Origin of the sequence: Xaviernesmea rhizosphaerae, from assembly GCF_001938945.1 — a bacterium.
GTDB lineage: Bacteria > Pseudomonadota > Alphaproteobacteria > Rhizobiales > Rhizobiaceae > Xaviernesmea > Xaviernesmea rhizosphaerae.
Window position 1 is genome coordinate 210,127 of the sequence record NZ_MKIO01000033.1, and the last position, 17,579, is coordinate 227,705.

The 17,579-nt window shown below is 64.7% G+C and carries 15 protein-coding genes and 1 tRNA gene; 7 read left to right on the forward strand and 9 right to left on the reverse strand.

Annotation, left to right across the window (positions count from 1 at the left end; translation table 11 throughout):
• Positions 1 to 39 precede the first annotated feature (39 nt).
• On the reverse strand, positions 40 to 1,536 hold the full coding sequence (katA, locus tag BJF92_RS16095) for a catalase KatA (protein WP_075635760.1): 1,497 nt from the start codon (positions 1,534 to 1,536) through the stop codon (positions 40 to 42).
• Between the two features lie 185 nt (positions 1,537 to 1,721).
• Between katA and BJF92_RS16100 the strand changes: the two genes are divergently transcribed.
• The gene (locus BJF92_RS16100) at positions 1,722 to 2,636 is read left to right on the forward strand and encodes a hydrogen peroxide-inducible genes activator (RefSeq protein ID WP_075635761.1); all 915 of its coding nucleotides are present in this window, start codon (positions 1,722 to 1,724) and stop codon (positions 2,634 to 2,636) included.
• Positions 2,637 to 2,772: 136 nt separating this feature from the next.
• Positions 2,773 to 3,351: a tyrosine phosphatase family protein gene (locus tag BJF92_RS16105; RefSeq protein ID WP_075635762.1), complete on the forward strand. Its 579-nt coding sequence runs from the start codon at positions 2,773 to 2,775 to the stop codon at positions 3,349 to 3,351.
• A 94-nt stretch (positions 3,352 to 3,445) separates the two neighbouring features.
• Here the strand turns inward: BJF92_RS16105 and adhP are convergent, their stop codons facing one another.
• A complete protein-coding gene (gene adhP, locus BJF92_RS16110) occupies positions 3,446 to 4,477 on the reverse strand; it encodes an alcohol dehydrogenase AdhP (RefSeq protein WP_075635763.1) in 1,032 nt (343 codons plus the stop codon).
• Positions 4,478 to 4,558: 81 nt separating this feature from the next.
• On the opposite strand from adhP, the gene BJF92_RS25250 reads away from it, so the two are divergent.
• On the forward strand, positions 4,559 to 4,891 hold the full coding sequence (locus BJF92_RS25250; RefSeq protein WP_139790605.1) for a hypothetical protein: 333 nt from the start codon (positions 4,559 to 4,561) through the stop codon (positions 4,889 to 4,891).
• Here the strand turns inward: BJF92_RS25250 and BJF92_RS16115 are convergent.
• The 3 genes from BJF92_RS16115 to guaB all read right to left on the reverse strand — a co-directional run bounded on the left by BJF92_RS16115 (position 4,866) and on the right by guaB (position 7,698).
• The gene (locus tag BJF92_RS16115; protein ID WP_075635764.1) at positions 4,866 to 5,648 is read right to left on the reverse strand and encodes a 3-hydroxybutyrate dehydrogenase; all 783 of its coding nucleotides are present in this window, start codon (positions 5,646 to 5,648) and stop codon (positions 4,866 to 4,868) included. The genes BJF92_RS25250 and BJF92_RS16115 overlap by 26 nt on opposite strands.
• Before the next feature lie 125 nt (positions 5,649 to 5,773).
• Positions 5,774 to 6,196: an MAPEG family protein gene (locus BJF92_RS16120; RefSeq protein WP_075635765.1), complete on the reverse strand. Its 423-nt coding sequence runs from the start codon at positions 6,194 to 6,196 to the stop codon at positions 5,774 to 5,776.
• The gene (gene guaB, locus BJF92_RS16125; protein WP_075635766.1) at positions 6,196 to 7,698 is read right to left on the reverse strand and encodes an IMP dehydrogenase; all 1,503 of its coding nucleotides are present in this window, start codon (positions 7,696 to 7,698) and stop codon (positions 6,196 to 6,198) included. The genes BJF92_RS16120 and guaB overlap by 1 nt, the downstream gene beginning before the upstream one ends.
• Before the next feature lie 412 nt (positions 7,699 to 8,110).
• Between guaB and BJF92_RS16130 the strand changes: the two genes are divergently transcribed.
• A complete protein-coding gene (locus BJF92_RS16130) occupies positions 8,111 to 8,422 on the forward strand; it encodes a DUF1476 domain-containing protein (RefSeq protein ID WP_078058113.1) in 312 nt (103 codons plus the stop codon).
• 189 nt (positions 8,423 to 8,611) lie between these two features.
• On the opposite strand, the gene BJF92_RS16135 is transcribed toward BJF92_RS16130, so the two are convergent.
• A complete protein-coding gene (locus BJF92_RS16135; protein WP_075635799.1) occupies positions 8,612 to 9,607 on the reverse strand; it encodes an MBL fold metallo-hydrolase in 996 nt (331 codons plus the stop codon).
• A gap of 348 nt (positions 9,608 to 9,955) precedes the next feature.
• On the opposite strand from BJF92_RS16135, the gene BJF92_RS16140 reads away from it, so the two are divergent.
• A complete protein-coding gene (locus BJF92_RS16140; protein ID WP_075635768.1) occupies positions 9,956 to 11,374 on the forward strand; it encodes an MFS transporter in 1,419 nt (472 codons plus the stop codon).
• Positions 11,375 to 11,702: 328 nt separating this feature from the next.
• On the opposite strand, the gene BJF92_RS16145 is transcribed toward BJF92_RS16140, so the two are convergent.
• The 3 genes from BJF92_RS16145 to BJF92_RS16155 all read right to left on the reverse strand — a co-directional run bounded on the left by BJF92_RS16145 (position 11,703) and on the right by BJF92_RS16155 (position 14,789).
• Positions 11,703 to 12,245: an NUDIX hydrolase gene (locus BJF92_RS16145; RefSeq protein ID WP_075635769.1), complete on the reverse strand. Its 543-nt coding sequence runs from the start codon at positions 12,243 to 12,245 to the stop codon at positions 11,703 to 11,705.
• A 223-nt stretch (positions 12,246 to 12,468) separates the two neighbouring features.
• Positions 12,469 to 13,239, reverse strand: coding sequence for an RlmE family RNA methyltransferase (locus BJF92_RS16150; RefSeq protein ID WP_075635770.1), 771 nt, complete (start codon positions 13,237 to 13,239; stop codon positions 12,469 to 12,471).
• On the reverse strand, positions 13,236 to 14,789 hold the full coding sequence (locus BJF92_RS16155; RefSeq protein WP_075635771.1) for a Ppx/GppA phosphatase family protein: 1,554 nt from the start codon (positions 14,787 to 14,789) through the stop codon (positions 13,236 to 13,238). Before BJF92_RS16155 ends, BJF92_RS16150 begins: the two co-directional genes overlap by 4 nt.
• Before the next feature lie 783 nt (positions 14,790 to 15,572).
• Between BJF92_RS16155 and BJF92_RS16160 the strand changes: the two genes are divergently transcribed.
• Both BJF92_RS16160 and BJF92_RS26095 read left to right on the forward strand, forming a co-directional pair.
• A tRNA-Gln gene (locus BJF92_RS16160) sits at positions 15,573 to 15,646 on the forward strand.
• A gap of 158 nt (positions 15,647 to 15,804) precedes the next feature.
• Positions 15,805 to 17,532: a DUF6538 domain-containing protein gene (locus BJF92_RS26095; protein WP_245294787.1), complete on the forward strand. Its 1,728-nt coding sequence runs from the start codon at positions 15,805 to 15,807 to the stop codon at positions 17,530 to 17,532.
• Positions 17,533 to 17,579: the final 47 nt, after the last annotated feature.

Consider the following 17,579-nt stretch of genomic DNA (forward strand, 5'->3'; position numbering starts at 1 on the left):
AAGGGGCGGCATGCCGCCCCTTCCGAATGACAGACACCGTTACTCGGCGGCCTGTGGCTTGTCGGCGCTGATCGTGTCGGCCTTGTAGCCATGTGCGGCTTCCAGCGCGGCGCGCACGCCGGCTTCATAGTCGGGATGCACCTGCTTGAAGTGGGCCAGCTGGCGCTCGACGATCTCGCCGGGAACCCCGCCCATGGCGGCAGCGATGTTGGAGAACAGCCGTGCCTTCTGCCCGTCGTCGAACAGGTTGAACAGCGCGCGCGGCTGGCCGTAATCGTCATTGCCTTCGCGATGATCGAAGCGGGACATATCGCCGGAGATCCTGAGCGGCGGCTCCTGGGCGGTCTTGTTCTCCACCGGGCCGTTGAAGCTGTTGGGCTCGTAATAGGCGTCTGGATTGCCGGTGCGGATGCCACCATAGGTGTTCATCTGACCGTCGCGGTGGTAGTGATGCACGGGGCAGCGCGGCTGGTTGACCGGGATGTTCTCGTAATGCGTGCCGAGGCGATGGCGATGGGCATCGGCATAGGAGAAGACGCGGGCCTGCAGCATCTTATCAGGCGAATAGGCGATGCCGGGCACGATGTTGGAGGGCGAAAAGGCGGCGTTCTCGATCTCGGCGAAGTAGTTCTCGGCGTTGCGGTTCAGTTCCATCACGCCGATCTCGATCGGCAGATAGTCCGAATGCGGCCAGACCTTCGTCAGGTCGAAGGGATTGTACGGCGTCTTGTCGGCGTCGAGTTCCGGCATGATCTGCACCTGGACGGTCCAGCGCGGGAATTCGCCCTTGTCGATCGTGCCGAACAGCGCTTCCTGGTAGCCCTCGCGGGTCTTGCCGATGATCGCTTCGCCTTCCTCGTTGGTATAGTGCTTGTGGCCCTGCTGGGTCTTGAAGTGGAACTTCACCCAGAAGCGCTCGCCGGCATCGTTCCAGAAGGAGAAGGTGTGCGAGCCGTAGCCGTTCATGTGCATCGGCGTCTGCGGCAGGCCGCGATCCGACATCAGGATGGTGACCTGGTGCAGGCTTTCCGGCGAGAGCGACCAGAAGTCCCACATGGCGGTGGCCGAGCGGAGATTGGTCTTCGGGTGGCGCTTCTGCGTGTGGATGAAGTCGGGGAACTTGTAGGGGTCGCGCACGAAGAAGACCGGCGTATTGTTGCCGACCAGATCCCAGTTGCCTTCCTCGGTATAGAACTTCAGCGCGAAGCCGCGCACGTCGCGTTCATGGTCGGCAGCGCCCTGCTCGCCGGCAACGGTGGAGAAGCGGGCGAGCATCGGCGTCACGGCGCCGGGCTGCAGACACTTGGCCTTGGTGTATCTGGAAATATCGCCGGTGATGGTCAGCGTGCCATAGGCACCCCAGCCCTTGGCATGGACGACGCGTTCCGGAATGCGCTCGCGGTTCTGATGCGCCAGCTTCTCGATGAGCTGGTAGTCCTGCAGCATGATGCCACCGCGCGGACCGGCGGTCAGCGAGTTCTGATTGTCCGGCACCGGTGCGCCGGCGCTGGTCGTCATGGTCGGACGATCGCTCATGGGAATTCCTCCTTGGAACGTTCCGTGGATGTCGGTTCTCCAGCCGCCCTCTTGCGGCCAGGCCCGCCTTGCAGCCGGCAGGTCCATAGCTGGTGCCCGGCTGTCATCTGGCAAGACAGGTGTCTCACCAAAGTTTCATAGTTTCCAATTGTATTTTCTAGGCGCACCGATTATTTTTTCCTATCATGATCACGCTGCGCCAGATGCATTATTTCGATGCCCTTGCCACCACGCGCCATTTCGGCCGCGCCGCGGAGTGGGTGAATGTCAGCCAGCCGGCGCTTTCGGCGCAGATCATGGAGATGGAGCGCCATCTGGGCGTGAAGCTGGTGGAGCGCGCCCGGGGCGGCATTCTGCTGACCCCGATGGGGGAAGACATTCTGATCCGCGTCCGGCGCATCCTGGCCGAGGTGGACGCGCTGAAACTGGCGGTGGAAAACGGCATCGCGCCGATGGAAGGCACGCTGCGCCTCGGCATTATCCCCACGGTGGCGCCCTATCTCGTGCCGCGCCTGCTGCCCAGCCTCCAGGCCGCCTATCCGGCCCTGCGCCTGGAACTGAAGGAGACCGTGACCGACAGGCTGATCGCCGACCTTCGCGAGGGCCGGCTCGATGGCGCCATCGTCGCCCTGCCGATCGACGAACAGGGTCTGAAGGCCCGTCCGCTTTTCCGCGATCGCTTCTTCATGGCGGTCGCCCAGGAGGAGGCCCGGCTGCTGGTCTCGCCGCTGACGCAGATGGAGCTGGATGTCGACCGGCTGCTGCTTCTGGAAGAAGGCCATTGCCTGCGCGATCAGGCGCTCGATGTCTGCGGCACCGGGCGGCGCAGCCTGGTCGATTTCGGCGCCACCTCCATGGCCACGCTTCTGCAGATGGTGGCGCACAATATGGGCGTGACGCTGATCCCGGAAATCGCCGTACCGACGGAAACGGCGCGCAATGCCATCCGCGTCATGCCCTTTGCCGATCCGGCGCCTGCGCGCGAGATCGGCCTGATCTTCCGCGCCAGCCACAGCCGCCCGCAGGACATGGAGACAATGGCCGTGGCGATTTCCGCCTGTGTCCAACCGCTTCTCCAGCCGCATGCCGGCACGGTGTGATCGCTGCCGGCGGGGCCAATTGTCGCCAGCCATGCAGGAAGGCGGTTTCGCCTGTCACACGACTCTCCTATAGGAGGGGCCTGCCGGCGGCAGCTGCCGGCCCGCCATTCCCAAGAGCCTCTCAAGGATCCAGCCGATGCAAAGCCTCGCCATTTCGCTCCTCACCATTTGCGGCATCGAAGAGCTTCCCGCCAAGGCGCAGGCCCGCGTCAGCCATGTGCTGTCGATCGTCGATCCGGACCTGCCGGACATCGAAGCCTTCTCCGCCTTCGATCCGCATCACCGCGTCATCCTGCGCTTCAACGACATCATCGATCCGCGCCCGGGCATGATCATGCCGCAGGAGAAGGACGTGGCCGACATCATTGCTTTCGGGGAAGGCCTGGTCACCGACAAGGACCAGCGGGTGGATGGCCACCTGCTCGTGCATTGCCATATGGGCGTGTCGCGCTCCACCGCCGCCATGACCACGCTGATGGCCCAGGCCGATCCTGAGACGGAGGAGGATGCGATCTTCGCCCGCCTGCGCGAGATCCGCCCGCAAGCCTGGCCGAATTCGGTGATGATCGCCATGGCCGACGAGGCGCTCGGCCGCAAGGGCCGCCTGACCGAGGCGCTGCGCCGCCACTATGGCATCCAGCTGAAGAACCAGCCCGATTATGGCGACTGGATCTCCAGCCTGGGCCGCGCGCGCGAGGTGGACATGGCGCTCTGATCGCTCCCACCCTTGGAGAACATTGAAGAGGCCCCGCCCGGCAGCGCCGCGGCGGGGCCTTTTGCGTCCGGGCGCCCCCTCGGATAGATGCGCGCTATGCCGCGAGATCGACCACCACGCGGCCATCGATGCCGCCCTGGCGCATGCGGTCGAAAATGCCGTTGATGTTGTCCAGCCGGTCCCAGGAGAAATGCGCGGCCACCTTGCCTTCGCCGGCGAAGGTCAGCGCCTCCTCCAGATCCTGCCGCGTGCCGACGATCGAGCCGCGCACGGTGATGCGCTTCAGCACCGTGTCGAAAACAGGCAGCGAGATGAAGCCCGGCGGCAGGCCGACCAGCGCCATGGTGCCCTTGGCGCGCAGGAAGCCATAGGCCTGCTCCATCGCCTTGGGCGAGACGGCGGTGACCAGCGCCCCATGCACGCCGCCGCCGGTAGCCTTGCGCACGGCCTCGACCGCATCCTCGGCCCGTCCGTTGACGGTGACATCGGCGCCGAGCTTGCTGGCCAGCGCCAGCTTGTCGTCGAAAATATCTGCGGCGACCACATGCATCCCCATGGCCTTGGCATATTGAACGGCCATGTGGCCGAGCCCGCCAATGCCGGAGATGACCACCCATTCGCCGGGACGCACCTCGGTTTCCTTCAGTCCCTTATAGACCGTGACGCCGGCGCAGAGCACCGGGGCGGCCGGGCCGAAATCGAGATTGTCAGGCAGGCGGCCGCAATAATCCGGATCGGCCAGCCCATATTCGGCGAAGCTGCCATTGACCGAATAGCCGGTGTTCTTCTGCTCTGGGCACAGCGTCTCCCAGCCCGTCCGGCAGGGAGAGCAGCAGCCGCAGGCCGTATGCAGCCACGGCACGCCGACCCGGTCACCCTCTTTCAGATGGCGCACGCCCGCGCCTACCGCCGCCACCTCGCCCACGCCTTCATGGCCGGGAATGAAGGGCGGGTTCGGCTTGACCGGCCAGTCGCCTTCCGCCGCATGCAGATCGGTATGGCACACGCCGGTCGCGCGGTAGCGGATCAGCACCTGGCCGGGGCCGGGCGTCGGGACGTCCCATTCCTCGATCGCCAGCGGTGCGCCGAATTGCCGGACGACGGCGGCCTTCATCTTCTGCGTCATCGTGTTCTTCTCCTCTGCCGGGTCTCTCCTGCCGGTATCGGGTTCGCTGAAGAACCGGCAGTGGCGGGACACTAGCGGGCGATGACGCTGATGGCTTTGATCTCGATCAAGGCGCAGAGCACGACTGTCTCGGTGCTGAGACAAATGAAAGCCATAGACTTTTGCGCGATGCAGCATCGCAAAAGGCAATCTGAGCGGGCATGCCCGGAAAGGCTGGTATTGCTTCAGTCAAAAAGGAACCGGGCGCCCAAGGCGCCCGGTTCCATCAACAATTTATCCGTTCATCGCCACTGGCCGCCGGCAAATGGCGGTTCCAGGCGTAAGGCGCTCAAAGACCGCAAGGTTGCGGCGCTCCGGTATGACATCACCCTTTTCATCAGGCGCCTTGTCAGCGCATCGACCAGCCATGGCTGACATTGAGCGACTGACCGGTCAGCGCATTGGTCTCGAAACCGGCGAAGAACAGCGCCACTTCGGCGACATCCTCCAGCGTGGTGAATTCGGTATCGACCGTATTGCCGAGCATCACCCGGTTGACGACCTCCTCCTCGGAGATGCCGAGCGTCTTGGCCTGTTCGGGGATCTGCTTTTCGACCAGCGGCGTGCGCACGAAGCCGGGGCAGATCACGTTGGCGCGGATGCCATGGGCGCCGCCCTCCTTGGCCACGACCCGCGCCAGGCCGAGAAGCCCGTGCTTGGCGGTGACATAGGCGCTCTTCAGCGGCGAAGCTTCATGGCTGTGGACGGAGCCCATATAGATCACCGCGCCGCCGCCCTGCGCTTTCATATGCGGGATGCAGGCCTTGGTGGTGAGGAAGGCGCCGTCGAGATGGATCGACAGCATCCGCTTCCAGTCCTCGAACGGGAAGTCCTCGACCTTGTGGACGATCTGGATGCCGGCATTGGCGACGAGCACATCGACCCGGCCGAAGCGCTCGATCACGGCGGCCACGCCATCCTGCACGGCAGCTTCCTGGGTGACATCCATCGTCACGCCGATCGCCTCGCCCGGGCCCGACGCCGTCAGCGCCTCGGCCGTCGTCACGGCATCGTCGCCTTTGAGATCGGCAATGGCGACCTTCGCGCCTTCGGCCACATAGCGGGCGGCAATCGCCCGGCCGATGCCGCCGGCGGCGCCCGTGACGATGCAAACCTTTTCCTTGAGCTTCATCTTAACCACTCCTTGGCCCCGGCGCGCCCCTTGGTTCTTGCGGGACACGCCTCGTTTCAGGAGGGGAGAATAAAGCGCCGCGCGGGGAAGGAAAGCGGGGCGATCACGCTTTCCTTCACCTGAAATCACGGCATCAGGGCGAGGTGGACGACGAGCACCAGCCAGAGCAGCATGCACATCGCCACGCCCGCCAGGAACAGCTTGCGCCGCAGCAGGACCCGGTTGGCGGTGACATGGACATAGGCATGGGCATAGCGGCTGATGACGAAGCCCCAGGCGATGAGAACGGCGAGCGTGCCCGCGCCGCCGGTCACGTAAAGCGAGAGCACAACCACGTAGAACAGCACGGGCAGCTCGAACTGGTTGATCAGATTGCGCGCGACCGTGGCGCTCGCCGCCGGCTCGACATTCGGGACGACGAAGTCCTTCACGCTTGCCTCGCCGGCGCGAACCGCCGCCAGACGGCGGCGGTTCATCAGCGCATAGACGAGGAAGACCAGAAAGATCTGGGCCACCAGGGGCCAGAAGATCGCGTGCGACGCCGCCATCAGACGGCGCCCGGATAGTTCGGGCTCTCGCGGGTGATGGTCACGTCATGGGCATGGCTTTCGCGCAGGCCCGCGCCGGAAATCCGCACGAAGGTCGCCTTCTCCTGGAATTCGGGAATCGTCGCGCCGCCGACATAGCCCATGGAAGCCTTGAGACCGCCGGCCAGCTGGTGCAGCACGCCGGAGACCGGACCCTTATAGGGCACCTGGCCTTCGATGCCTTCCGGCACCAGCTTCAGCGTGTCGCGCACTTCCGCCTGGAAATAGCGGTCGGCCGAGCCGCGCGCCATGGCGCCCACCGAGCCCATGCCGCGATAGGCCTTGAAGGAGCGGCCCTGGTAGAGGAAGACCTCGCCCGGGCTTTCGTCCGTGCCGGCCAGCAGCGAGCCGATCATGCAGGCCGAAGCGCCGGCGGCGATCGCCTTGGCGAGGTCGCCGGAGAACTTGATGCCGCCATCGGCGATGACGGGCACGTTTTGGGCCCGTGCTGCCTCGACGGCGGACATGATGGCCGCGAGCTGCGGCACGCCGACGCCGGCGACGATGCGCGTGGTGCAGATCGAGCCCGGACCGATGCCGACCTTGACCGCATCGGCGCCGGCATCGATCAACGCCTTCGTGCCGTCGGAGGTCGCGACATTGCCGGCCATGATGCGCACGGAGTTCGACAGCTTCTTCACCCGCGTCACGGCATCCAGAACGCGCTGCGAATGGCCATGGGCGGTATCGACGACGAGAAGATCGACGCCGGCATCGATCAGACGCTCGGCGCGCTCGAAGCCGTCATCGCCGACCGAGATGGCGGCAGCCGCACGCAGGCGGCCCTGCGCATCCTTCGAGGCGTTCGGGTTGAGCTGGCTCTTCTCGATGTCCTTGACGGTGATCAGGCCGACGCAATGGCCCTGGGGATCGACCACCAGCAGCTTCTCGATGCGGTGCTTGTGCAGGAGGCGCTTGGCTTCCGCCTGATCGACGCCGTCCTTGACGGTGATCAGGTTCTCGCGCGTCATCAGCTCGTAGATCTTCTGCGAGGGATCGGAGGCGAAGCGGACGTCGCGGTTGGTGAGGATGCCGACGAGACGGCCGCGCTCATGGCCGCCAGCGCCGCCATTCTCCACCACCGGAATGCCGGAAATGCCGTGGATCTTCATCAGCGCCAGGGCGTCGGCCAGCGAGGCATCGGGGCCGATGGTCACGGGATTGACCACCATGCCGCTTTCGAACTTCTTGACCTGGCGGACCTCCTCGGCCTGCTCGACCGGCGTGAGGTTGCGGTGGATGACGCCAAGGCCGCCGGCCTGGGCCATGGCGATCGCCAGACGCCCTTCCGTCACCGTGTCCATGGCGGAGGAGAGAATCGGCAGGTTCAGCTCGATATCCTGGGCGATGCGCGTGGCGATGTTCGTCTGCCCGGGCATGACGGTCGAGTGGCCGGGCTGGAGGAGAACGTCGTCGAAGGTCAGGGCTTCGAGCCCGGTTGCGGTTTCGATGATACGCGCCATGCCAAGTTCCTTTGTCGATGATGAGGATGGATGGGCTTCGCGGCCGGTCTTGGGAGGAACCCGGACCGTCGAGGGGACATCCATTGCTCGGAAGTTGGCGAGGGCTGGTAACACGTCCATGACAGGAAAGGAATAGGCCATCGCAGGAAAGCGCCGCCCCTCAGAAAGCCTGCGCGAAGGGCGCGGCGCGTGGGACGGCTGGCGGCAGCACAAAGTGCATGGGGTTCGGGGCACGGCCATTGCTGCAACCTCCCCGCACGAGGAGATCAGGTAAAATGCGCGGCATTCCTGTAGTTCAAGATTATCCGTCTCTGCTTGCCACGTTTTAAGACCTGCTCATGTAAATCCTAACTCACGGCCGAGGACAACAACAGGGCCGCTACTCAGGGTTAAAGCAACGGGGATTGAGATCATGACTGCACTTAAGAAGCGCGCTTACGCACTCGAAAACAAATTTGCCTATGACCAGACATTCATGTTCAAGGCGGAAGCCCGCCGCAATGCCTTGATCGGCCTTTGGGCCGCCAGCGAAATGCACCGCCAGGATGCAGACGCATATGCTCAGGAAGTGGCCGTCGCGCATGTGACAAGCCCGGATGGCGCCTTCGAGCGCGTGCGCGACGATCTGACCGCCGCCGGCCTCCCGGTCGATGAGGACGAGCTGCGCAACCGCATGGTCGCCCTGCTGCGCGATGTCGCCCGCGAGATGTATGATGGACGCTGAGCAGAGCTTCTCAGACTGTCTTCGGCCCGGGCGAACTCCCTTCGCCCGGGCCTTTCCGTTTTTGGCTTGCGATCAGAGCGCTTCTTTTTGAAGCATCGGTTGATCGGTCCTCGGCTCACTCCGGTCGCAACGATGCTTCAGCGCACCGGATCGTTGCGAAAACAGGTTCCCGCCTTTCGGCGCGATGCGTCAGAGATCCAGCTGGTAGCTGTGCGGCACGAACCGATAGCCCTCGCCCGCCTTTTCGGCGTAACCGACCGAGGGGAATGGCATATGATAGCCGATGAAGGGCAAGCGCTCGGCCGACACCATGTCGAAGACCTTGCGGCGGGTTTCGGCCGCCTTGGCCTTGTCCATATCGAAGCGAACTTCCCAGTCCGGCCGCTGAAGCGACAGGACGTAATGATTGGCCGTGTCGCCGGTGAGAATCAGCGCCTTGCCGGCCGATTCCAGCCGGAAGATCATATGGCCGGGCGAGTGGCCGAAGGCCGCCATCGCGGTCATGCCGGGCAGCACGGTCGCGCCGTCGGCGAGGAAGCTCGCCTTCTCCGCCAGCGGGTTGACGTTCTTCAGCACCGCCTGATGGCCAGGTTCGGCCGGCGTGCCGACACGCGCCGGGTTCGTCCAGAAGTCATATTCGACCTGGCCCATGGCATAGCGCGCCGCGGGAAAGGCCGGCTTGCCGCCTTCCATCAGCCCGCCGATGTGATCGCCATGCATATGGGTCAGCACCACCAGCGTCACCTGCTCGGGCCGGTAGCCCGCAGCCTTGATACCCTCGGCAAGCTGCCCGAGCCCGTTGGCCCGCCCGCCCTCGCCCATGCCGGTATCGACCAGCACCAGTTCGGAGCCGGTCTCGATCAGCACAGGGGAAAAGCCATTGGCGAAGCGATCGGCCGGGAGGAAATTGGCCTGCAGCAGCTCGGCCACCGCCTCGGGCGTCTGATTGATGCCGAAGGTCTGCTCCGGCTTGTCGGAGGGGCGCAGGCCATCCTGGATCACGGTGATCGTCATCTCGCCCAGTTTCACCTTGCGCAGGGGCACCTGCCTGGTCTCCATCTCAGTTCCCTTCGTCGCTTCCCCGGCCGCCTGCGCCGCGCGCGCCAGCAGAGCTGGCGCCGCCAGCGCCGTGGCCGCAGCCGCGCCGAACAGCACCCGCCGGCCCATCGTCAATCGATCCGTCATCTTCGCCTCCATCCTGCCGTGAAGCTTCACGTGTTTTGCCGGATTTCGCCGGCTTGCGCGCCCATCCTGTCCGGTCTCGATGACGGACAGACGTCTTTCAGGCGCCTGCGCGGCAAAAGCTAGGGCAAGGAGCGAAAGTGCGAGACAGATGTCACGTGGAAGTGATAGTGCCCAGGCCATCGCCTCGCGACTTTTGCGGTGAAGCGCACTAGATCGACGGCATCACTTCCCCTGTCGGCAACAGCGGTGGGCCTGCCTGCCCGGCCACTGCCCCGACGGCTGGATCCCGGTCGTTTCGGACGTGCGCGCCCTGTCCCCTCGATCCAGGCAAACGCTGCTGGTCTTCGCATGAATCGCATCGTCCCCCTGATTCTCGCCGTCGCGCTCTTCATGGAGCAGATGGACTCCACCGTCATCGCCACCTCGCTGCCCGCGATCGCCCATGATCTCGGCGTCGGTCCGATCACGCTCAAGCTGGCGCTGACGGCCTATATGGTCTCGCTGGCCATCTTCATTCCCTTAAGCGGCTGGATGGCGGATCGCTTCGGCGCCAAGCGGGTGTTCCGGCTGGCGATCCTCGTCTTCATCGCCGGCTCGATCCTTTGCGCCATCGCCTCCAGCCTGTTCGGCTTCGTCGGCGCCCGCTTCCTTCAGGGCATGGGCGGCGCGATGATGACGCCGGTCGCCCGACTTGTGCTGGTGCGCAGCACGCAGCGCAGCGAGCTGGTCGGCGCCATGGCCATGCTGACCATTCCGGCGCTGGTCGGCCCGCTCGCCGGCCCGCCGCTCGGCGGCTTCATCACCACCTATTTCTCCTGGCACTGGATCTTCCTGATCAATGTGCCGATTGGCGTGATCGGCTTCATTCTCTCCGGTCTGTTTCTGCCCGAGATCGAAGCCTCCCGCCCGCCGGCGCTGGATGGGAAAGGCTTCGTGCTGTCCGCCGTGGCCGCATCGGGCACCATGTTCGGCTTTTCCGTCATCAGCCTGCCGGCGCTGCCGCCCATCGTCGGCATCCTCTCGGTGGTCCTCGGCTTCGTCTGCGCCCTGCTCTACTGGCGCCATGCCCGCAGCCATCCCTCGCCGATCCTCGATCTCAAGCTGTTTTCCGATAGCGCCTTCCGCGCCGCGGCCGTGGGCGGCTCGCTGTTTCGCATCTCGATCGGCGCCGTGCCCTTCCTGATGCCGCTGATGCTGCAGGTCGGCTTCGGGCTGACGCCGTTTCAATCCGGCATGATCACCTTTGCCGGTGCGATCGGCGCGATCACCACCAAGGTCTTCGCCCGGCGCGCTTTGGCGCTGATGGGCTTCCGCACCACGCTGATCGTGGCCGGCATCGCCGGCGCGGTGCTCACCTTCGTCAACGGCCTGTTCACCCCGGCAACGCCTTCCATCGTGATGATCGCCGTGCTGGTCGTCGCGGGCCTGATCCGCTCTCTGTTCTTCACCAGCGTCAACGCGCTGTCCTTCGCCGATATTCCCGACCGTGATGCGAGCAAGGCCACCTCGATGAGCGCCGTGTTGCAGCAGATGAGCCTTGCCTTCGGCGTGGCCACGGCCGGGAGCATCCTGGAAATCGAAGGCTGGATCACCGGCACGCATCTCGAGCTCAGCGACTTCCACCTCGCCTTCATGCTGATCTCCGCCATCACGCTGGTGTCGATCCTGCCCTTCATCGGCATGTCCAAGGATGCCGGCGCGACGGTCTCTGGCCACCGCCGCCCCGGCGAGCGCCAGGCCGAAGCCGTGGGCGGGGCACAGGGCTGATCGGGCATCAAGCCGGTCAGCGCTCGTGCATCGGACTGAAAATCATAGCACAGTGCGCGACACCGTGACTTGCGGCCCTGGCTGGCCCCCTCATCCGACCCTTCGGGCCACCTTCTCCCCGCTGGGGAGAAGAGACTTGCAGCGCCGCCCCACTCTGCCTCGACCCATGATCGAATGCAGTTTATGCCGTTTTTTCCGAAGGTTAAGTGGAAGCTCCGCACTATCGGCCGGGTCTCTTCTCCCCAGCGGGGAGAAGGTGCCGCCAGGCGAATGGGGGGGGGTGACACGTCGCATAAAAAGACCGCCTGCTGACCTTGCCCGCCGGACCTCAGCCCTGGGGGCCAAGCGCCAGAAGCAGCGCCGAGACATGCAGCGCCTGACCGATGACGCCTGAAGCAAGACCGGGCAGGATGGTGTCGAGCGGGCGCAGATGCACGGTCATTCCCTCCTCGCCCCGGTCGAGCTGCTGCGCGCCAACCTGCCGCGCGCCTTCCGCCAGGAAGACATGCAGCCGGTTGCTCTGGGTCGCCGGATTGGCATAGAGGCTGCTGACCAGCCGCCAGCTTGCCGCCTCATAGCCGGTTTCCTCCAGAAGCTCGCGCCGGGCGGAGATTTCGATATCGGGATCCTCGCGCTCGCAGGAGCCTGCCGGCAGCTCCAGCAGCACGCGGCCGGCACCATGGCGATATTGCTCGACCATGACGAGTTCGCGCGCCTCGGTCAGCGCCACCACCACGACCCAGTCGGGATAATCCAGCACATAATAGGGGCTGATCGCCGTGCCCTCCGGCGTGCGGCAATGATCCACCCGCAGATTGATCCAGCGGTCGCTGATCAGCTGATCCGAGCCCTCGACCGTCCATTCGCGCATCCGCTTCGCTCCTTCATGCTGCCTGCCGCGGGTGCTCAAGCACCATGATCGGCGCAAGGCCTGCCGCACGGATTCAAGTTGGTACCGCCTTTTATCCGCACTTTGTGAAATTCAGGAGGACGTCCCACACAAAAGCGATGACGGGAGCAAGGCCCGGCGCGGGCCTGGCTTTACCGCCGCGGTCAGGCCCGCCTGCCTCGACAGGACCAGCGCGTGAGGCGCCTCATAGCGCCTCGTCGCCCGCCTCCAGAGCGAGGTCGTCATCCTCGTCCATCTCGGCGGCATCGTCGTCCTGGGCTACCTGCTTGCCCTTGAAGCCCTTGGCCAGCAGGAACATCTCGACCGATTCCGCGCGCGAGGAGGCCGGCTTGACATGCACGACCTGGCGGAAGTTCTTCTTGAGCATGGTCAGGAGATCGCGCTCCGTGCCGCCCTGGAAGGTCTTGGTCAGGAAGTGCCCGCCCGGCGCCAGAACATCGACGGCGAAATAGGCCGCGACCTCGCACAGATGCATGGTGCGCAGGTGGTCGGTCTGGCGATGGCCCGTGGTCGGCGCGGCCATGTCGGACATCACCAGATCCGGCGCGCCGCCCATCGCCTCCATCAGCAGCCCCGGCGCGGACGCATCGAGAAAGTCGAGCTGGAAGATGGTGACGCCCGGAAGCGGGTCCATCTCCAGAAAATCGATGGCGACGACGCGCGGATCCTCATCCGTCGAGCGCGTCACCTTGGCGGCGATCTGCGACCAGCTGCCCGGGGCGGCGCCCAGGTCGATGATGCGGCGCGCGCCGGTCAGGATCTTGTGCTTCTCGTCGATTTCCAGAAGCTTGAAGGCCGCACGCGCGCGATAGCCTTCCAGCTGGGCGCGCTGCACATAGGGATCGTTGATATGGCGCTCCAGCCAGCGGCGCGAGGACGCCTTGAGCTTGCCCTTCTTCACCTTCTGGCCCAGCTTGCGGCCGGTGCGGTTGCCGCCGATTGGCGCTTTGGTCATCGGCTTTTGCCTCCTTGGCCCTGGTTGCCGGGGCGCTTGGCGCGGAATTTCCGCCAAGCGCCGTCATCGGCCATCATATCCGTCAACAATCCCTCGCGCAGGCCGCGATCGGCCACCCGCATCTTGCGCGACGGCCAGCGCCGCCGGATGGCCTCGAGAATGGCGCAGCCGGCCAGCACCAGATCCGCCCGGTCTGGCCCTATGCAGGGATTGGCCGCCCGCGCGGCGAAATCCCACGACAGCAGCCGGGCCTGCATGGCCGAAACCTCCTCATCCGACAGCCAGAGGCCATCGACCTGACGGCGGTCATAGCGCGGCAGGCCGAGATGAACGCCGGCGAGCGTCGTCACCGTGCCCGAAGTGCCGATCAGATGGAAGCCGTCGGCCCCATCCTCGCGCTCGAAAATCGGCGGGCATTCGAAGCGGCTGAGCATGCCCTCCACCTCGCGCACCATGCCCTCGAAGCTTTCCGGCGTGACATCGCGCCCGCCATGCCGCTCCGACAGGGTGACGACGCCGACCGGCAGCGAGGTCCAGTGGGTGATGTGGTTGGCGAGCCGGTTCGAGCGCGTCTCGCCGATGCGGATCACCGCGATTTCCGAGGAGCCGCCGCCAATGTCGAAGAGCACCACCGAGCGCGCGCTGCGCTCGATCAGCGAGGAGCAGCCTGATACGGCCAGCCGCGCCTCGGTCTCGCGGTTGATGATTTCTAGCGTCAGCCCGGTCTCTTCCGCCACGCGCTCCATGAAGAGCTGACCATTCTCGGCCGCGCGCGCGGCTTCCGTGGCGATCAGCCGCATGCGGCGGATGTCGCGCGTCTTCAGCTTGGCGGCGCAGACCTTCAGCGCCTCGACGGCGCGGTCCATGGCATCTGCCGACAGACGGCCAGTGGCCGCAAGCCCCTCGCCCAGGCGGACGATGCGCGAGAAGGCATCCACCACCCGGAACTGCCCCGGGCGCGTCGGCTGGGCAATCAGCAGGCGGCAATTGTTGGTGCCGAGATCGAGGGCGGCATAAAGCGGCGCGCGCGCATCGTCGGCCCCACGCGGTGCGGGCCGCGGGGCAAGGCCCGGCGCGGCGGAGGAGGCATGCAGACCGGACTGCGCGGCGGGATGCGCCGGGAACGGGCCATTCGCCAGGCCCGGATGTGCGCCGCCATGCGGGTGAAGACGCGCCTCGCCGCTCTGCTGCGCCTGACCGGACGCGGATTGAGAGGATGGTCCCGCCTGCGACGCGCCGGAATGTCCGGCCGCATAGCGCCCGCTCGCGGCATCATGGCGCCCGCCTGCAGCATGGCGCGCAGAATCACCCCGGCGGCCGCCCTCCGCGCGCGGCGCCTGCCTGGCACCGTCCTCGCTGGCATGCCCGCCGCCATGGCGCGCATCCTCGCCGCGGCCGCGCTTTTCGCCCGAGACGAGCGGCCGGCCCTGCGGCCCGCGCTTCTCGCTTTGGCGCTGGGTCGCGCGATCCTGGCTTCCAGCACGGCGGCGGCGGCCCTTTTGCAGATCACGGCCAGCGTCGCGCGGACCGTCTCCCTTTTGCGCCGGCACGCTGACGGCGGTGGCCGCAGGCGGCGGCGCAACACCGGCATGGGCCTTGGACCGCCGACGCTTGCGCTTACGTCCATCGGACGTGCGACCATCGGCCAGACGCCCATCAGACGGCCGCCCATCGGATGGCTGATTGCCAGACGAGCGGTTTTCCGCGGATCGCTTGTCAGGCGAGCGATTGTCGGAAGCAGGCGCAGAGCCAGCCGCCACGGATGCACGCGGACGCGAACCGGCATGGCTGCCCGATGCGCCTTTGTCTGCCGCAGCAGATCCGTCGGAGCGTCCCGTTCCCGCGAATGCATCGCCGGAACCGGAGGCAGCATCGCGTGCGCGCCGAGCCTTGGCCCGGCGGCGCTTCTGCTTGCCCGCATGCGGCTGACCCGGCCCATCGCCATGTCCAGCCACTGACGCCCCGGATGCAAACGGCTTATCGCCGTGATCGGGGTCTTTCACGTGAGGTTACCACTCGCGCCGGGCGCGCCTTTCGGCCGCTCAAGGCGCTCATCAGGATTATCGTTGGCATTAGTTTATCAGCGCCGCCCCGGTTCTCCAAACTGTTTTTGCCGCACCGCCCTCCACCATTCCAGCCGAAGGCCAAGCCTGTGCACGGCGCCTCCAGCAAGCCTTTCCTGCCGCCCGGCCACCGGGCCACCACCCGCAACATCTTATCAACATGCCGATTTTCGCCATTTTGCATTTTTTTCAAAAACCCCATTGCGTCCCCGGCAAATACGTTTATAAGCCCCCTCACCCGCCGAGAACGACTGCTTCCGGCGCCGGTCTTGGGGAATAGGTTAACGGTAGACCCACGGACTCTGACTCCGTTAGTCCTGGTTCGAATCCAGGTTCCCCAGCCAATTCTCCCTAAAAGCCCTTAATTCCTTGATTTTCCCGTCGTGCCGGATAGTGTTTTGGCATCATTGGCGACCTGATGCCCAAAACTGGTGCCCAGAGGTGATGCCCACGCCGTTCAAGCGCAAGGGACAAAGCTCCGGGCAAAGACAGGGCATTCGTCATGGCCGTGCGTCACGAGGTCGAGAATCTGATCCGCCGCGGAAACATCTTCTATTGGCGGGCACGCGTCCCGGCCGCCTTTATCCACTGCCGTCCCGGTAGCCGCCTTTCACTCAGCCTTCATTGTTCCGACCATAGAAAGGCTCAGATCATTGGCCGGAAGCTCAACACGCGACTGGCCGAATTGAAGTTGAACTCGAAGGAAATGATGTCCAAGCAACAGCTTCAGAAACTGTTCGAGCATGAGCGCGACAAGGAGCTCGAACGACTTGACGACATCAACACGCTGGCAAGGCGCAATGGGCGTGGCGGCAATGTCGAGGAGATGGAACTCGATCTGGAAGCAGGCTGGGCCTGCCAGCTCCTGGCAAAGTTCGGAACGCGCGTGGATCTGTCTCTGGAGAATGACTGCGCGGGGCTGACCTATCTGTTGAACAATGGCGTGCCGGCATCGCATGTCGATGCCATCAGGGCAAACTATCGCGGCGAGCTGACCGTAGCGCGCAGCCCCGGCTTTGAAGACGGCATCCGACGGCTGATCTACCAATTCGAGATCGACGACACCGCCGCCAATCGCCAGCGCGCCATGTCCAAGATCTTCGAGGGTCGCGCCGCGGCTCTTCTCGATATCGAAGAGCGTCATGAACTGGTGGACAAAGGTCAGAGCGAGTTCACGGGCGGCGGAAGAGTTCTGACAACAACTGCCCAGGTCAAGGCCGCCGACAGCGCAACCCAGGGATCTGATCCTGCGCAAACGCCTCGGGTGGCTGAACCGCAATCTGCATTAGCTTTGACTGCCGCGCCAAAAGATCCGGAAATCGCATACCTCGACCTGACCCCGCGCTCAGCCGCGAGCAAACAGGCTACGCCGAAAGCTTCGGATGCCGGGCAACGGGTGGTCGCCGTTTCGGACTTCGAACAGGAGTGTGACAAGCTTATCGCCAACATGGGCAAAGAGTGGACAGCGGAGACTGCCCGCGACGCCAAGGCGCTTGTGCGCATGTTCCAGTCCGTGCTTGCTGAAAATGGTATCGAGCATTCCGGGCAGATCGAGCAATATCACATCGGCCTGTTGCGCCAGCACTTCAATGATATTCCCACCGACTGGGGCCGCAGCAGCCGGATGCGGGTGATGTCGGCGCCGGAACTGCGCGCCAAGGGCCAGGAGATGCGCCGCGCGGCGGAGGCTTCTGGCACCAAGCCCAAGGTCGGGCTGGCCGCCGCGACGATCCGCAAGCACTTCGGAAACCTTAGCCATTTCCTGAAACATTTGAAGGGCCATGGCTTCGAAATCGAGGAATGGACCTTCGAAGGTCTTCGTCCTCGAAAGCCCAAGGCTGGCGATATTCGCCAGCAGCAATACAAGCCGAAGCCGCAGGATATCGTTCCGATTTTCGCAAGTCCGATCTATACGGGCTCTCTGGATCATCTGCGCGGAAAGCGGAGAAAACCGGGCAGCCAAGTCTTCCACGATTCGCTTTACTATCTGCCCATCCTGTTCACGTACCTCGGCCCTCGACGCAAAGAGTTCGCAGGACTTTCCGTCGACGACATTGCCAAGGACGACGATGGCTATGTCATCCTCCTTCGCACCAATGGCATCAGGCGATTGAAGACCACGCAATCAAAGCGACTGCTGCCCATGCCCGACGAATTGATCCGATTGGGCTTCCTCGATTACTATCAGGCGATCAAGGGACTAGGCTCAGGACCTATTAATTTGGTTTGAGATGTGATTCACGGTTTCGGAAAGGAGACCGTGATGAGTGATGTGTT

Excerpts from the sequence above, each read along its gene's own strand:
- katA (WP_075635760.1), bottom strand. The coding sequence starts at position 1,536 with ATGAGCGATCGTCCGACCATGACGACCAGCGCCGGCGCACCGGTGCCG.
- BJF92_RS16100 (WP_075635761.1), top strand. The coding sequence starts at position 1,722 with ATGATCACGCTGCGCCAGATGCATTATTTCGATGCCCTTGCCACCACG.
- BJF92_RS16105 (WP_075635762.1), top strand. The coding sequence starts at position 2,773 with ATGCAAAGCCTCGCCATTTCGCTCCTCACCATTTGCGGCATCGAAGAG.
- adhP (WP_075635763.1), bottom strand. The coding sequence starts at position 4,477 with ATGACGCAGAAGATGAAGGCCGCCGTCGTCCGGCAATTCGGCGCACCG.
- BJF92_RS25250 (WP_139790605.1), top strand. The coding sequence starts at position 4,559 with ATGACGCTGATGGCTTTGATCTCGATCAAGGCGCAGAGCACGACTGTC.
- BJF92_RS16115 (WP_075635764.1), bottom strand. The coding sequence starts at position 5,648 with ATGAAGCTCAAGGAAAAGGTTTGCATCGTCACGGGCGCCGCCGGCGGC.
- BJF92_RS16120 (WP_075635765.1), bottom strand. The coding sequence starts at position 6,196 with ATGGCGGCGTCGCACGCGATCTTCTGGCCCCTGGTGGCCCAGATCTTT.
- guaB (WP_075635766.1), bottom strand. The coding sequence starts at position 7,698 with ATGGCGCGTATCATCGAAACCGCAACCGGGCTCGAAGCCCTGACCTTC.
- BJF92_RS16130 (WP_078058113.1), top strand. The coding sequence starts at position 8,111 with ATGACTGCACTTAAGAAGCGCGCTTACGCACTCGAAAACAAATTTGCC.
- BJF92_RS16135 (WP_075635799.1), bottom strand. The coding sequence starts at position 9,607 with ATGACGGATCGATTGACGATGGGCCGGCGGGTGCTGTTCGGCGCGGCT.
- BJF92_RS16140 (WP_075635768.1), top strand. The coding sequence starts at position 9,956 with ATGAATCGCATCGTCCCCCTGATTCTCGCCGTCGCGCTCTTCATGGAG.
- BJF92_RS16145 (WP_075635769.1), bottom strand. The coding sequence starts at position 12,245 with ATGCGCGAATGGACGGTCGAGGGCTCGGATCAGCTGATCAGCGACCGC.
- BJF92_RS16150 (WP_075635770.1), bottom strand. The coding sequence starts at position 13,239 with ATGACCAAAGCGCCAATCGGCGGCAACCGCACCGGCCGCAAGCTGGGC.
- BJF92_RS26095 (WP_245294787.1), top strand. The coding sequence starts at position 15,805 with ATGGCCGTGCGTCACGAGGTCGAGAATCTGATCCGCCGCGGAAACATC.